The sequence below is a fragment of the Maribacter sp. MAR_2009_72 genome (assembly GCF_007827235.1).
GTDB lineage: Bacteria > Bacteroidota > Bacteroidia > Flavobacteriales > Flavobacteriaceae > Maribacter > Maribacter sedimenticola.
In genome coordinates this window covers 2,393,589-2,408,993 of record NZ_VISB01000001.1, presented here as the reverse complement: position 1 = coordinate 2,408,993, position 15,405 = coordinate 2,393,589, and the positions used below count along the sequence as shown (strand labels likewise).

General features: G+C 36.1%; 14 protein-coding genes. 12 read left to right on the top strand and 2 right to left on the bottom strand.

Annotated features, from left to right (window positions below):
• Positions 1-15 precede the first annotated feature (15 nt).
• The 10 genes from JM81_RS10075 (at position 16) to JM81_RS10030 (ending at position 8,917) form a co-directional block, all read left to right on the top strand.
• Complete coding sequence (locus tag JM81_RS10075) at positions 16-654, top strand: 4'-phosphopantetheinyl transferase family protein (protein ID WP_144802972.1); 639 nt, start codon at positions 16-18, stop codon at positions 652-654.
• A gap of 24 nt (positions 655-678) precedes the next feature.
• On the top strand, positions 679-939 hold the full coding sequence (locus JM81_RS10070; RefSeq protein ID WP_144802970.1) for a thiamine-binding protein: 261 nt from the start codon (positions 679-681) through the stop codon (positions 937-939).
• Positions 923-1,555 carry a nicotinamide riboside transporter PnuC gene (pnuC, locus tag JM81_RS10065; protein WP_089260898.1) on the top strand — a complete coding sequence of 211 codons (633 nt, stop codon included), beginning with the start codon at positions 923-925 and terminating at the stop codon, positions 1,553-1,555. Before JM81_RS10070 ends, pnuC begins: the two co-directional genes overlap by 17 nt.
• A complete protein-coding gene (locus JM81_RS10060) occupies positions 1,516-2,079 on the top strand; it encodes an AAA family ATPase (RefSeq protein ID WP_144802967.1) in 564 nt (187 codons plus the stop codon). Before pnuC ends, JM81_RS10060 begins: the two co-directional genes overlap by 40 nt.
• Positions 2,076-3,614, top strand: a complete 1,539-nt coding sequence (locus JM81_RS10055; RefSeq protein WP_144802964.1) for a DUF4301 family protein — start codon at positions 2,076-2,078, stop codon at positions 3,612-3,614. The genes JM81_RS10060 and JM81_RS10055 overlap by 4 nt, the downstream gene beginning before the upstream one ends.
• A 205-nt stretch (positions 3,615-3,819) precedes the next feature.
• Positions 3,820-4,122: a hypothetical protein gene (locus JM81_RS10050; protein WP_144802961.1), complete on the top strand. Its 303-nt coding sequence runs from the start codon at positions 3,820-3,822 to the stop codon at positions 4,120-4,122.
• A 151-nt stretch (positions 4,123-4,273) separates the two neighbouring features.
• On the top strand, positions 4,274-4,579 hold the full coding sequence (locus JM81_RS10045) for a hypothetical protein (protein ID WP_144802957.1): 306 nt from the start codon (positions 4,274-4,276) through the stop codon (positions 4,577-4,579).
• A gap of 612 nt (positions 4,580-5,191) precedes the next feature.
• Entirely contained in the window at positions 5,192-5,509 is a 318-nt protein-coding gene (locus JM81_RS10040; protein ID WP_089260894.1) for a hypothetical protein, read from the top strand.
• A gap of 183 nt (positions 5,510-5,692) precedes the next feature.
• On the top strand, positions 5,693-7,063 hold the full coding sequence (locus JM81_RS10035) for a sigma-54-dependent transcriptional regulator (RefSeq protein WP_144802954.1): 1,371 nt from the start codon (positions 5,693-5,695) through the stop codon (positions 7,061-7,063).
• 123 nt (positions 7,064-7,186) lie between these two features.
• Complete coding sequence (locus tag JM81_RS10030) at positions 7,187-8,917, top strand: erythromycin esterase family protein (protein ID WP_144802951.1); 1,731 nt, start codon at positions 7,187-7,189, stop codon at positions 8,915-8,917.
• 240 nt (positions 8,918-9,157) lie between these two features.
• Here the strand turns inward: JM81_RS10030 and JM81_RS10025 are convergent, their stop codons facing one another.
• Entirely contained in the window at positions 9,158-11,587 is a 2,430-nt protein-coding gene (locus JM81_RS10025; RefSeq protein ID WP_144802948.1) for a hybrid sensor histidine kinase/response regulator, read from the bottom strand.
• A gap of 329 nt (positions 11,588-11,916) precedes the next feature.
• Between JM81_RS10025 and JM81_RS10020 the strand changes: the two genes are divergently transcribed.
• Positions 11,917-14,091, top strand: a complete 2,175-nt coding sequence (locus JM81_RS10020; RefSeq protein WP_144802944.1) for a TonB-dependent receptor — start codon at positions 11,917-11,919, stop codon at positions 14,089-14,091.
• A gap of 105 nt (positions 14,092-14,196) precedes the next feature.
• Positions 14,197-14,862, top strand: coding sequence for a hydrolase (locus JM81_RS10015; protein ID WP_144802941.1), 666 nt, complete (start codon positions 14,197-14,199; stop codon positions 14,860-14,862).
• Here JM81_RS10015 and JM81_RS10010 read toward each other — a convergent pair whose 3' ends face one another.
• The gene (locus tag JM81_RS10010; RefSeq protein ID WP_144802938.1) at positions 14,863-15,300 is read right to left on the bottom strand and encodes a Rieske (2Fe-2S) protein; all 438 of its coding nucleotides are present in this window, start codon (positions 15,298-15,300) and stop codon (positions 14,863-14,865) included.
• Between the last annotated feature and the right edge of the window lie 105 nt (positions 15,301-15,405).

Genomic DNA, 15,405 nt, shown 5'->3' with positions numbered 1-15,405 from the left:
AACCCTAAGAATCCCATGCCGCTTTACAAAACAATAACAATTGATAATGATACCTCCCTTGCTATTTGGAAGGTTGAGGAAACTGAGGAAATGTTGTGGGATAATGTTGAGCTCAGTCCACATTGCCAATCACGGTTCAATGGTATGAAATCAACTTTGCACAGAAGGGCCTTTTTAAGTATTAGGCACTTGTTGGCCCAGTATGGGTATACGGATTTTGATCTGGTGTATGATGATAATGGTAAACCACATTTAAAAGATGGGAAGTATATTTCTATAACCCATTCCCATAATTTTACGGGAATCATTGTTAGCAGTACGCTAGAGGTTGGCATTGATATTGAGATGCAACGAGATAAAATATTGCGCATTGCGCATAAGTTTACCCCGTTTGAGGAATACCGTACCTTGGCAAATACTGCTGCCATTATTAGGAAACTTACCATTGTTTGGGGCGCTAAAGAATCCTTATATAAAATTTATGGGGAGCGCGGATTAAGCTTTCTGCAGCACATAAATGTACAGGATTTTTTATTTGAAGATTGTAGCACAACAGCTGAAATAATTTACAACGGTACCCTTTCTCATTATCAAATACATTTTTTGGAATTTGAGGATTTCACTTGTGTGTATGCGGCAAAGAATAGAATATAACTAATCATTTTTCAATAAATTTTTATGGAAATTTCAGTAGAATTAACTTTTTCACCCCTACAGGACGATTTTGAGGAACATATCATTCAATTCATACAGAAGTTAAGGCAATCTGGATTGACCATTTTGGAAAACCCGCTGAGCACACAGGTCTATGGATCTTATGAAAAAGTTATGGAAGTATTGAACCAAGAAATTAAAATTGCATTCAATTTAATGGACCGTGGACTTCTGTTCATGAAAATTGTAAAATCTGATAGAAGTAACTATGAGCCCCATTTTTGATTATTTTTTTGGGCAGTACAGTACGTATGACACTATAGATATAATACTTGAAATCACTGCCGTAATTTTTGGCTTACTGTCAGTTTGGTTTTCCAAACAAAACAACATTTGGGTATATCCTACCGGATTGTTAAGCACATCAATTTTCGTCTATTTATTATTAAAATGGGGGTTATTGGGAGATATGCTTATCAATGTCTATTACTTTATAATGAGTTTATATGGTTGGTATATATGGACTAGAAAGATAGATGAGACCCATGTTACCCCTATTACTACCGTTACCAAAAGAGAGCATATAATCTCATTACTTATTTTCCTGACAACCATTGTATTTGTTTATATGGTGTATCAAGTTTTTGATAAATGGAATAGTTGGACCGCTTATGTAGATACGATAACAACAGCAATCTTTTTTGTGGGAATGTGGTTAATGGCAAAGAGAAAAGTAGAAAATTGGATATATTGGATTATTGGAGATATAATATCCGTACCATTATATTTTTATAAAGGTTTTACATTCACTAGTTTTCAGTATTTAATCTTTACAATACTGGCCATATATGGTTATAATGCATGGAAGAAAAATATAAACAGCAGCCGTCCAATATCTTAAAGGTTGTTCTTTTTGGGCCCGAGTCTACGGGAAAAACAACATTATCAGAGCAGTTGGCCAGGCATTACCATACGGTATGGGTCCCGGAATATGCCAGGGAATATTTACAGGATAAATGGAACAATGAACGCAAGACCTGTGAGCCTCATGATTTGCTACCTATAGCAGCAGGCCAAATGAGGCTGGAAAACGAACTGACCAAAAAAGCAACTAATATTTTGATTTGCGACACTGATCTTTTGGAAACAAAAGTATATTCGGAGGCATATTATATTGGTGATTGTGACCCTATCCTTGAAAAGTACGCCTTGGAGAATTCCTATGACCTGTATCTGCTGACCTATATTGATATACCATGGGAGGCGGACGATCTACGGGACAAACCAAATGAACGCACAGAAATGTTTTCCTATTTTAAGGAAACCTTGGAAAAATACGGTAAAAATTTTATTACCTTGAAGGGTGACAAGAAAACCAGATTGGAAAAAGCCATTAACCATATAGACCAGTTATTAAATACATGATACAATTTACAGAGAACGACGAAAAACAATTGAAGGAAAAAGGTATTGCCAAGGAAAAGGTAATGGAACAGATCAATACCTTTAAAGAGGGTATCCCCTTTGTTAATCTTCGCAATGCGGCCATAATTGGAAATGGAATCTTAAAATTCAGCCCATCCGAAGAGAATGAGCTGATCAAGTTATACGAGCACAAATTGACCAATTTGGAGGTTTTGAAATTTGTACCGGCTTCTGGGGCTGCTTCTAGAATGTTCAAGGCTTTGTTCAATTTTTTGGATGTTTACGATCCAGCTAAGGAAACGCTTAAAGATTATCTGGGGAGAACAGGTGATAAGGATATCAAGATTTTTTCTGAAGGCATGGAACGCTTGCCTTTTTATGATTTGGTAATCAGCAGATTGCCCAATAAAAATGGAACAGAAGGTGAAGTTGTTTATCATTTTGTAACAGAGCTTTTAGGTGAAAATGCATTGAATTATGGTTTTTATCCTAAAGGTTTATTGCCTTTTCATAATTACAACGGTACTACGGCCACTCCTTTTGAAGAGCATTTAAAGGAAGGCGCTCTTTATGCAGGTGCCAATGGTAAGGCAAAATTACATTTTACGGTATCTGGCCAACATGAGGAAATGTTTAAGGAAGAGTTTGCAAAAGTAGGTCCTAGAGTATCTAACGATACCGGATTACAATATGAGATTGACTATTCATTTCAAAAATCGTCTACGGATACGTTGGCCGTTGATATGGAGAACAAACCTTTTAGAAATCCAGATGGCACGGTACTTTTTAGGCCGGGCGGTCACGGTGCATTGATAGAAAATTTAAATGATCAGGATGCGGATATTATTTTTATTAAAAACATAGATAATGTAACCGTTATGAAAGATGCCAAAGAAGTGGCCGATAGTAAAAAGGTTTTGGCCGGAACGTTATTGAAAGTACAGGAAAAGGCGTTTGAATATGCCAAACAAATAGAAGAAAGGCAACTAACGGAAAATGAAATTGAGGAAATCAGTTCTTTTTTAAGGGATGAACTTAATGTTAGGTTCAATGAAGATTTTTCAACAATTTCCATGAATGAACAGATTGCAGTATTGAGAGACAAGATCAATAGGCCAATACGTATAGCCGGTATGGTTAAAAATGAAGGCGAACCTGGTGGTGGGCCTTTTTGGGTGACCAATGCCAATGGTGAAGTTTCATTACAGATTATAGAATCCGCACAGATAAATATGGACGATAATCAACAAGCGGATATTATGAAGAACTCAACACATTTTAATCCTGTGGATTTAGTGTGCGGAGTAAGAAATTTTAAAGGGGAAAAGTATAATTTGCTCAAATTCGTTGATGATAAACAGGGTTTTATTACGAGGAAGACCAAAGACGGTAAGGAGCTGAAAGCTTTGGAATTACCAGGATTATGGAACGGAGCAATGGCATTTTGGAATACTATTTTTGTTGAGGTTCCTTTGGTGACCTTTAATCCTGTTAAGAGTGTTGTAGATTTATTAAAGGAGTCGCATCAGGTTTAACACTAACTTATTATGAAATTTGAAAAGTGTGTAGTTTCTACACACTTTTTTATTTGGATACAATTTTACACAGTATTGATTTTGATTTATTGTTCGGTAACCATATAATAATCAATTAATTAAGCAACTTATCTGGTCATGTTCTTTTTTGGCATAATTATTCTAAGTAGGTATAGTAAGAATGTTTAATTTAAAAGCAATACAGATGAGAAAAATAGTTTTGGCCACAGCATTGGCAATAGGTAGTATATCAATAGGAACGGCGGCAACACCCATAATTTTTCATGATGGTATCATGGAAGAAGTCATGCAACAGGATTTTCAGGAGATAGCGGTATCAGAAGTTCCGTCTCCGGTTATCCAGGCATTGAAAGAAGATTATGCGGGAGCAGTCGTAAATAAGGCTTATGTAGATGAAAACAAGACATATAAGTTAGAGGTAACCAATGAAGATGGTACCATGGTAGAATTATTTGCCGATGAAGATGGAAATTGGTTGAATATGTAAATTCCCCCAAATATTAAGTTGTTTATGTAAAAGCTGCCTAGGCAGCTTTTATTAGTTGTAATAAGTAAAAAAACTAGAGCTGTAATCCATTCCTACATTTAGACCGTAGATAAGTAGAGAGATAAATTTTTTAATGATTAAAATATTTAGGATGAAAAAGAGTGTGTTACTTTCTTTAATGGCAATAGGCATTATGTGTAATGTTTCTGCCATGAACGTTTCTGAAATAGCAAATAATAAAATTGTCATCAATAATACTGATGAATATGTCAAAATTAAGTCAAGTGAACTTACTCCTCCGGTAATAGAGGAAATTTTAAAACAATATCCAACATCAAAACTTGGTGCCGCCTATAAAAATAATAGTGGTGAATTTAAATTGGTCATGGTTTTGAAGAGCGGTACAAGAAGGACTGTTTATATTGACCAATATGGCAATTGGATAAATAAAAAATAAACTTGTTTGGTCATTAAGATCAAAAAAAAACTGCAATCTGCAGTTTTTTTTATTTTAAATGTGACCTGTTTAAAAAAGTGGTGTCTAAATAAGTGTAGCAGAATTATGAACAAATGGTCACTATAATTTTTATTTCGATAACAATGGCGATTACGATATTAACAGTAGCGGTAATTTCAAAAATATGTTGGGAACGGTAAAAATTAAAAAAATCACTTTCGCGTAAACACTAACCGTTAACTATGAAGGTGCCACCAGAATTAATTGAATTTTAAAATATTCCCCGAGGTTGACTAAGTCTTGTTTGATTTGATGCAAAATTAATAAAGGAGTTGATTTAAAATTTTAAAAGTAAAGTTTGATAGGTGGTTTTAAGGAGTTGCATTTGCAACTCCTTTTTTTTTAATAGGTATACGTCTCTCCAATTTCTTCATTAAGGGTGTGTAAAGTTTACCCACTCTATACTTGGTTTACCAATATTACCCAACTTATAAAATCTATGTATAACCATAAACACCTAATTTTCAGTGCTTTATCGGATGTATGATTCTTTGGCATATTTATTACTTAAGTATAGATAACAGAATGATTATTAATTTAAAATAGATTAAGATGAAGACATTATTTTTATTAGGAGCAATAACTCTAGGAGGGTTTACGGCAAATGCACAAGATGCTTTATTTTCTCAATCAGGAATCGTACATAATGAAGTAAAGGAAATAATGGTTACGGCCAATGATTTCACGGAAATTTCAGTTTCACAGGTTCCCCAAGCCGTAATGGATGCCATTTCCACAAATTTTCCAACGGCAAATTTGGATAAGGCATTTACCAATGAGGAAAAGCAGTATAAATTAGTCCTTTCATTAGAGGATGGTACTCAAGGAACAGTATATGCAGATGAGGATGGTAATTGGCTGGACATGTAAATTTTAAGTGTAATTTAAGTGTAACTTGTATATACAAGTTGGTTTGGTCGGGTAAGAGTAGGTCATATACTACTCTTACCTTTTTTTATGGAAAATAGAATTAAAATGTTTAAGATAATTTTAAAATACAAATAGCTGGCATATGGTATTTTTACGTAGATACTTTAGAACACGTAAACAACTATGGCCAGAATCCTTATAAATGAAGATGATGCTGCTTTTGCCCAAATGCTTCAAAAGTTTTTGATCAGAAACAATTTTGAGGTTTTGGTTAGTCATACAGGTGCCGATGCCGAGAATAAAATAAAAGAAGGAAATTTACAATTGGTCATTACTGACCTTAGGTTGCCCAATTATGATGGCTTGGATTTGGTATCGGCATTACAGGGAAAGATACCTATAATTGTCATGACCGGTTATGCAGAAGTGGCCTCTGCGGTCAAGGCTATGAAAATGGGTGCTTATGACTATATCTCCAAACCCTTTACGCCCGATCAAATGTTGGCCGTTATCGATGGAGCTTTACATGTCAAGCCTTTAGAACCTAAGGTAAAAAGTGCTGATAAGAATCAGGAAAAAGAATTACAAGTGCAACGGGCACAACAAGGGGTATCATCAGATAAAACTACGGGGCTATTACTTGTGAGTGATGCCACGCAGAAACTGGAAGAATATATTTCGTTGGTAGCGCCAACGGATATGTCCGTTCTCATCATTGGAGAAAGCGGTACAGGTAAGGAGGTGACCGCCAAGGCCATTCATGAAAAAAGCTTGCGAAAAGAGCAGCCATTTGTTGCTTTGGATTGTGGAGCCATACCCAAGGAATTGGCATCCAGTGAATTTTTTGGTCATTTAAAAGGTAGTTTTACAGGAGCCATAGCAGATAAAATAGGAAGTTTTGAAGCGGCCAATGGTGGAACCCTCTTTTTAGATGAGGTAGGTAATCTTTCTTACGAAAACCAAATGCAATTGCTAAGGGCTTTGCAGGAGCGTAAAATCAAAAGAATTGGTAGTAACAAGGAAATTAATGTAGATGTTAGAATTCTCTCTGCCACCAATGAAGATTTAAAGGCTGCGGTAGAGAAGGGTACATTTAGGGAAGATCTATATCATAGGCTAAATGAATTTTCTTTGCAAATACCCGCACTTAAGGATAGACATGGAGATTTAAAGGCTTTTGCAACTTATTTTTTAGAAAAGTTCAATGGAAAATTAGGCAAGCAAGTGGCCGATTTTTCCCCTGAGGTTTGGAATGTTTTCAATACATACACTTGGCCAGGTAATATACGTGAATTGCAAAATGTAATTCAACGGGCCGTTTTATTATCAACGGAAAACACAATAGAAATACATACTTTGCCTGCGGAGTTACTTGAAAAAAAGGATGTTCCCAAAGATTTTGGAGCATTATCAAAAGCAGATTTTGAAAAGGAACAGATAATAAATGCCTTAAAAAAAACAAATTACAACAAGTCCAAGGCGGCCAAATTATTGCAGGTTACCCGAAAAACATTGTACAACCGTATAAATTATTATGATTTGGATGTGCTTTAATCCAAGCGTAATGTTACAACAAATAGCTCCAAAAATGAAACCGAAAGTGAATTGAATTCAAAATTGGATTGTTAAAAATTAGGAGTTCTAATAAACGATAGGTTTTAACTATAATAATAGATTATGAGAACAACAATTCTATTAATTTTTGTTTGTTTAACCGGCAAATCATTTTCACAAGAATTTCTTAATCTTGGATTTGAATTTGAATTGCGAGGCTCTGAAACACCTAAGAAGTGGTGGTATACTACAAGTTCTGGTTATATTTTTAATTGGGATGGCAACGAAAAACATGAGTCTAATAGAAGTTTAAAAATAATAAGCAATAATCCTAAGGAAAATCAATCTGGAGTTTTTACCGCAAGTTTTCCTGTCGCTTATGCAAAAGGCAGAAAGATAGAGCTTAGAGGTCATGTAAAAACCGAATCAATAAATAACGGATATGCCGGTCTTTGGTGGAAAGTAGATGGACAGGATGGGGTTCTGGCATTTGATAATATGGAGAACAATGGATTAAAAGGTACGAATGAATGGCAGGAAGTCTCGCTAATGATGAGTGTTGACGAGAAGGCTAAAGAAATCACCTTTGGGGGCTTATTGCTGGGTAACGGAGTAGCTTGGTTTGATAATTTTAAAATTCTGATCGACGGAAAAACATTTAACGATTTACAACCTAGATCAACCGAACTCACAACTGACGAACTGGCATGGCTAAAAAAAAATGTTTACCCATTATCAACTTATGACCCTAGTACGAAATCCGATGTAGATCTTGAAGTTTTCGGTTCTCTAATAGGAGATGCCCAGGTTGTAGCGCTCGGAGAGGTTACCCATGGATCGAGTGAAATATTCCAGATAAAGCATCGATTGGTCAAATACTTAGCTGAGAAAAAAGATTTCGAAATTTTTTCCATGGAGGCCAATATGCCTGAAGCATATAAGCTCAATGACTACACTATGCATGGAAAGGGAAACCCAACGGAATTGATTAAAGGCATGCATTTTTGGACTTGGAGCACCCAGGAAGTATTGAATATGGTGAAATGGATGAAGTTGCACAACGCTACCACACAAAAAATTCAATTCACGGGATTTGATATACAATATTATAATTTATCGGTAGAGGAGTTGGAAAAAGCATTTAAAGATCATAATACTATATTGGAAGATTTGACATCCATTAAACGGATATTGGATAAAACTTCAGCAAAACATCAAGGTTCAAGGATGGGTGCTGTTTCCCAAGACGATAAAGATACTATCGTGAAAAAATTAGAACATGTGAGGAATGTAATTGAAAAATTAGGTCTTACCAAGGATAGGACGGCATGGCTATACCAAAATATTAGGGTCATTGAGCAATATATAGATAAAACTGTATTCTCACGGGATAAATTTATGGCAGAAAATCTATTATGGATAAAATCCCAAAATCAAGATTCGAAAATAGCAATATGGGCACATAATGCTCATATACAGAGAACGATGCACGGCATGGGAAATTATCTATCCGATAGTTTGACGAATGATTATGTGGCGGTAGGTTTTGCATTTAGTAGGGGTACCTATACTGCAATGGGGGAAAATGGACTAACCACTTATCAGGCACAGGCACCTTATAATGGTACTTTTGAAAAATTTTTCGAATCTATTGATGTTCCAATATTTATTATTGATCTCCGTAGAATTAAAGAAGAAAAACCAATGCATGCCAAATGGCTTTTGGAAAAAATGGACTTTAGGCAAGTAGGATCTATGAAGATGAAAAGTGAATTTTACGAGACAGATATAAGCGGAGATTATGATTTGATACTCTATATCAATAACTCATCGGGCTCAAAACTTTTGGATTGACCTTTACCTTTAGAATAGGAAATCTGAATGGACTTCCGAGCAAGTTTGTTCAGTCGGAATTGAATCAGAACGTGCTTACTCGAATCCGTTGCAACTTGTTGTAACAAAACCTAAACGTAATGCGGACTTTAGGGCTGAAACTAATGGGCTGTGTATATTTATAAAGTCGTTAAATCTTATGGTTTTAGCTTCGTGCGCAGACGGAAACGAAAAGTTTCATTGCCTCCGCACTACGCTTAGCTAAACCGATATGGCCTTAATAATAACGTTGATATTTTGTTTTACCGCAAGATGTTTTTCCTTTATTTGTTGAGCAGTAAGTTCCTTGCGTTTTAAGCGCTCAAATTGTTCTAGAACATCTACTACTTTTTTGGCATTCAATTGGCGGAACATAGGAAGCATTTTATGGGCCGTTTTGTTAATTTCAGTAATATTCAAAGCGTCAACGGCAGCAGTCAGATTTTTAGAATTCTCTTCTGTATCTTTTAAAAAAGTTGAAAGAATTTCGTTAAGCGCCGCTTCATCGTTTCCAATGAACATTTTTAGGGTATCAAAGGTAAATGGACCTTCTTTGACCTTAGTTTGTATAGGAGCTGTGGTATTCACTTTTTCTGTAAAGGTTATGGGGCCAAATAGCTTTAGTTTTTGCAGCAATTCTGTTTTAGAGAATGGTTTGCGCAACAGTTCATCAAATCCTTTATTCTTAAAATGTTCAACGCTTAGGTCGTTCCTTCCGGTCATTGCAATAATGGGCTGATCGGTATGGTTAGGAAATAATGGTGATCGCAGTTTAGTGACTACATCATAACCTGTGGCGTTGGGCATTTCAATATCGGTCAAGACAACATCATAATGAAAATTGACGGCTGTGTCGTATGTATTAAAATTGGTATATAAACGGGTGTTAATGTGTGCGGATTTCATCATCTCTCCAATTAGTTGTAAAAATGAAGGGTCATCATCGATTACTAGAGCACTATTAATACGTTTCTTTTTATTGCTGCCAGACTGTGGTACGGTATTTAATACACCAAGTTGTGTAGGTATTTTTAAAGTAAACTTGCTGCCACTCCCAATTTCACTTTCCAAAATAATTTTTCCGTTCAGTAGTTCCGTAAGTTTTTTGGTAATGGTAAGGCCCAATCCATAGCCTTCATGTTTTTTATTGGTAGTAGTGCCGGCCTGTGTAAATTCCTTAAAAATAAGCTTTTGCTGTTCTTTGGATATCCCAATACCCGTATCTTCTATGATAATGTACAATACGGGTTCATTTTTTATCTGTTTAATGAAAGCAGATAAGGTTATTTTACCCTGTTCCGTAAATTTGAAGGCATTTCCCAATAGGTTAGATAGAATCTGCCTTAACCTAAAATCATCTAAAACTATTGGTTTCGCTAAAGATGAGTCCAGGTTGAGAATGAGATCAATGTTTTTTTGAGAATACTGTGTAGCAATGTTGGTAGCACTTTCCCGCAGCAGTTGGTCCACGAGAAAAGTATTGTTTTTGGCAACCATTTTTCCGGCCTCCAATTGTGAGAAATCCAATAGGTCGTTCACAAGATTGTTGACATATCCGGTGGCAGATTTAATATGGTTCAAATGTTCTTTGTCTATGGTTTTAGATGTTTCAATGAGTTGGGTATACCCAGAAATGGTATTAAGGGGTGTTCTTAGATCATGGCTTACGGTCGCTATAAGTTGTTCCCTACTTTTTAACAAGGATTCTGAAAGCTGTTTTTCCTTCTCCAGTTTTTCCCTTAGCAAGTTCACTTTCCAAAAATCGCGGTTCAGGATAAAGATGAATACGCCAACCACCAAAAAACCTAGTATCGCCGCAATAACGGCCAATTTTATACTTCTGTTCAATAACGTTTCCTTTTTAATGGAATTGGCCAAACTGTTCATAGTAATTTCATGCTCAAAGGAGGACAGTATGCTTCGCAATTGCTGGGTAAGTTCCATATCGGTCCTATTAATGGAGTTTTCTCGCATTGCCAAGGAATTTTCGGTATTGTTGTTTTCCTGCTGAACGTCTTTTAGAAGATTTTTGGACATAGTAAGTACACTATCCATACGTTGAGCTTTTAATTGGGGGTTTTCTTTCTGTGGTATATTGGCGTTAAGATAGTCCGCTACTTTTTTAATGGCGCTTTGGGCTTTTGGGGATAGTTCATCTATGTTGGGTGCCAAACTTTCTGGTTTTATAATTCCTAAGGATTCCTCAAGTTTATCGAACTCCTTTAATGCGGAGTCAATGGCTGAACTCGTTTGATCATTAATTTTTAGGGTTCTAAGGGCATTGATGTTGGTTGCTTTTTTTCGTAACAATGAATGTAGACTATCCAATAGACCTTTTTGATATGTGTTTTCGGTCAAAAGTTTAAGCGCCTCAATATCCGTGTATATGGAATCTATTTTGTTTTGGTATGCCGTAAAGTTAGATTTGCTTCTGGTCTGTATGGCAAGTTTTGACAAGCTTTCTGCTTCATATAGTTGGGCTAGAAAAGAGTTGGTCCTTAAGAGTTTGTTGTCCTTTTCTGTGGTAGTTTCAGTAGCAATATATGCGTTGACCTCATTATATATATAATATGATGCTATAATGGCCAATAGGACAAGCAATAAATAACTTAAAGTGATTTTTATGGTGAAATTATTTTTCTTGGTGTCCATGTAAATAAATTAAATCCTCCTTGAATGTACGTTTAAACGCTCATCCGTAGTTTTAAATTGGTGTTAATTATGAAGGCATTATTTTTCATGATTATGTTATGAGAGATGAAATTATGGTACTACATTTGTATCATCTCAAAGGGGTGCCCAAAGCTGACAAATGTTGGCCCAAAGCTGAGATTATACCCAAAGAACCTGGGCTGGTAATGCTGCCAAGGGAGGCGATGATCGCCATTAGGTGCAAACGTTGTCAAAAACTAAAATTTAGACAACAAAAATCAATAGGAACTTTAGAATAATAGCCCCTTTTATTCGTAGAATATATACGGATGAAACCAGTTATTTTTACAATTGTCGCATTTTTTACTTTTAACTCGGGCTTACTGGCTCAAGAGCAGGAAATAGATTCTTTACAAGGTAGTAAGGTTGTTTTAGATGAGGTCTTTGTATCTGCCCTAAGGGTAACCAAATCGTCTCCGGTAACTTTTTCAAATTTGACCAAGGAAGAAATTAAACCTAGGAATTTAGGGCAGGATATTCCTGTACTAATGAATTTTTTACCCTCAGTGGTTACTACAACAGATGCAGGTGCCGGTGTAGGTTATACCGGTATACGTGTTAGGGGTAGTGATGCCACCAGGGTCAATGTTACCATTAACGGCGTTCCTTATAATGATGCAGAATCTCAAGGGACCTTTTGGGTTAATATGCCAGATTTTGCCTCTTCTACGGAAAGTTTGCAATTACAGCGTGGTGTTGGTACTTCTACCAACGGTGCCGGCGCTTTTGGGGCAAGTTTAAATGTATTGACCGATGGCTTTTCTCAAGAAGCCTATGGTCAAATCTCTACATCTGTCGGGAGCTACAATACACTTAGGAACAACTTGAAGTTTAGTACAGGTATGTTGAATGACCAGGTTGAAATTTCAGGACGACTATCAAAAATTAACTCGGACGGTTATATCGATAGGGCCAGATCAGATTTAGACTCCTATTTTTTGCAGGGAGCCTATAAGGATGATAATACCTTGGTCAAAGCACTGCTTTTTGGTGGTCATGAAATTACGTACCAAGCTTGGTACGGTATAGATGCCGAAACCTTAAAGGAAGATAGAACCTTTAATCCTTCAGGTATATATACCGATGAAAACGGAAACACTCAATTTCATGATAATGAAGTAGATAATTACAAACAAGACCATGCGCAATTATTATGGAACGAGCAGATTTCCAATGAGTGGAGTACTAATTTAGCATTGCACTATACAAGGGGTAGGGGTTACTTTGAACAATATAAGGAAGATGATGATTTTGCAACCTATGGTTTTGAGCCTATAACCGTCAATGGCGAGGAAATCACCGAAACGGATATCATAAGAAGACGTTGGTTGGATAATGATTTCTATGGAACGGTTTTTTCTGCGAATTACAAGAAAGAAAAGTTAGATTTAATAATAGGTGGTGGTCTAAATAAATACGAAGGCGATCATTTTGGTGAGGTTATCTGGGCTAGATATGCCAGTAATAGTAATTACCAAGACCGTTATTATGATGATAGTTCCGCTAAAACAGATTTTAATCTATATACAAAGGCAAATTATCAATTAAACGAGCAATGGTCACTATATGGAGATGTGCAATATAGAACTGTTGGTTATGAGGCTAATGGTGAGGATACCGGTTTGGTTGACGATACCTTCAACTTTTTTAATCCAAAGGCAGGGATAATCTTTGATCTTAATAAGAACAATAATTTTTATTTATCATATGCAGTGGCCAATAGGGAGCCTAATAGAAATGATTATGAGAGTGGAAATCCAAAACCGGAACGTTTAAATGATTTTGAATTGGGGTGGCGTTATATATCTGAAGATGTTCAATTCAACACTAACGTTTATTATATGAATTATAGGGACCAATTGGTTTTGACCGGTGAGTTAAACGATGTTGGCGCCCCATTACGTGAAAATGTAGGGGAGAGTTATCGTTTAGGATTAGAAATAGATGCCAATATAGGATTAGGGGAAAAACTGTTAGTAAAACCCAATGTGGCAATAAGTACTAATAAGAACCAAGATTTTGTATTTGAAAGGGATGGAGTACTGCAAGAACTTGGAAAGACCAACATTGCCTTTTCTCCTAACTTCATTTTTGGAAATATTATTTCATATAACCCTGTCAATGAATTGAACATTTCATTTTTGTCCAAATATGTAGGAAAGCAGTATATGGGGAATATTGATTCTGATAATTCTATATTGGATGCCTATTCGCAAAGCGATTTGAATTTACAGTATACCATAACATGTAATGGATTCTTAAAAAGTATTGTTTTATCTGGTTTGGTCAATAATGTATTCAATGCCAAATACGTGTCTAATGGTTATTTCTATACCTATGACGATACGTTTAGCGTTCCTGGCACTACAACTACCATAGAAGGTGCAGGTTATTATCCTCAAGCAGGTACTAATTTCCTTCTTGGTGCCACAATAAATTTCTAGGAATATTATGAAGAAAACAGCATTGTAAATTTGTCTTAAATATTTAATGTAAATCAATTAGGTAAGAAAGAATACTCTAATTTAGGACCCTAATATTCAGGGGTTATGGAGGGTAATGTTCCGGTATTTGGAAGTAAGCTCAGAAACAATATTGTTATTGTTCCGGAAGTCATTTCCCAATGCTCTGGTATACGGGTTTTTGGACAGTCCATTAAATCATTCCTCTTTAGTACAGATGTGGCCATTATAAGGAATACGAATGCCAATGCTATAATAGCGGTATATCCTTTTACCCCACAGCCAGTAATTTCAAATGCTTTGATCTTGGCCGCGGACAAGCCTATTTTCTGTGGTGTGGGTGGCGGTATTACCACAGGTGTACGTTCTTTGGAGTTGGCCATCCATGCAGAATTCCAAGGCGCTTTGGGAGTAGTACTCAATAAACCAACGCCAAATAGTCTAATAACAAAATTAAAGGAGAAAATAGATATTCCGGTTACGGTCACCGTGGTATCCGGAAAAGAGGATATAAAAGGTAGGATAAAAGCGGGAGTAGATATTTTTAATGTGTCAGGGGCAGGCAATACGGTTGATATTATTAAAAAGATACGGGACATAGATACCAATGTGGCTATAATTGCAACAGGAGGTAAAACCAATGAAACAATATTGGAAGCCATAGAGGCAGGGGCCAATGCCATAAGTTATACCCCACCCAGTACTGGTGAATTGTTCAAAGGTATTATGGAAAAATATAGGTTAGAGGAATAATCAATTGGAGATCACAACGGTATTCCCGGTTAAAGAGGCGCGGTATTCCAACAAGTCATAATACCGTTTTCCGTCTTCCGGCCGGTTTAAAAGTTGACCGGTAAATAAACTATATTCATAGTCTTCGCAGGAACACGTAACTACTTGGCCGTTTAAGCTCATGGTAGAACAATCATTTGGTGCATGATTGGGACAACTGGCTTCAAACGCCCTAAACTGATCAAAACCTGTATTTATGACAAAAACACCCCTTGTTCCGGCCAAATTACTTGATATAGGTACAGCAGTTCCAATATTTGTTAGTGGGTTATATTCTGGTAGGTTCAAATTGGCATCGAACCTAAAACTTACCTCCAATAAATAAGGATTTCTATTGGTGCCATCATTACTACATGAGATGAAAATTAGTAGAAATAGAATACTTAAATAACGGATCATGGTGTAATTTTGTTTTGAAAAACTTCAGCAAATGTGCGTAAAAAATATGTATATTTGTGTTAAATCCTCTCTTAAAAAGCCGTTATAAAAGGCATTTGCAGAGGA

Bases quoted from the DNA above. Each gene is read 5' to 3' on its own strand.
- JM81_RS10075 (WP_144802972.1), top strand. From the start codon at position 16: ATGCCGCTTTACAAAACAATAACAATTGATAATGATACCTCCCTTGCT.
- JM81_RS10070 (WP_144802970.1), top strand. From the start codon at position 679: ATGGAAATTTCAGTAGAATTAACTTTTTCACCCCTACAGGACGATTTT.
- pnuC (WP_089260898.1), top strand. From the start codon at position 923: ATGAGCCCCATTTTTGATTATTTTTTTGGGCAGTACAGTACGTATGAC.
- JM81_RS10060 (WP_144802967.1), top strand. From the start codon at position 1,516: ATGGAAGAAAAATATAAACAGCAGCCGTCCAATATCTTAAAGGTTGTT.
- JM81_RS10055 (WP_144802964.1), top strand. From the start codon at position 2,076: ATGATACAATTTACAGAGAACGACGAAAAACAATTGAAGGAAAAAGGT.
- JM81_RS10050 (WP_144802961.1), top strand. From the start codon at position 3,820: ATGAGAAAAATAGTTTTGGCCACAGCATTGGCAATAGGTAGTATATCA.
- JM81_RS10045 (WP_144802957.1), top strand. From the start codon at position 4,274: ATGAAAAAGAGTGTGTTACTTTCTTTAATGGCAATAGGCATTATGTGT.
- JM81_RS10040 (WP_089260894.1), top strand. From the start codon at position 5,192: ATGAAGACATTATTTTTATTAGGAGCAATAACTCTAGGAGGGTTTACG.
- JM81_RS10035 (WP_144802954.1), top strand. From the start codon at position 5,693: ATGGCCAGAATCCTTATAAATGAAGATGATGCTGCTTTTGCCCAAATG.
- JM81_RS10030 (WP_144802951.1), top strand. From the start codon at position 7,187: ATGAGAACAACAATTCTATTAATTTTTGTTTGTTTAACCGGCAAATCA.
- JM81_RS10025 (WP_144802948.1), bottom strand. From the start codon at position 11,587: ATGGACACCAAGAAAAATAATTTCACCATAAAAATCACTTTAAGTTAT.
- JM81_RS10020 (WP_144802944.1), top strand. From the start codon at position 11,917: ATGAAACCAGTTATTTTTACAATTGTCGCATTTTTTACTTTTAACTCG.
- JM81_RS10015 (WP_144802941.1), top strand. From the start codon at position 14,197: ATGGAGGGTAATGTTCCGGTATTTGGAAGTAAGCTCAGAAACAATATT.
- JM81_RS10010 (WP_144802938.1), bottom strand. From the start codon at position 15,300: ATGATCCGTTATTTAAGTATTCTATTTCTACTAATTTTCATCTCATGT.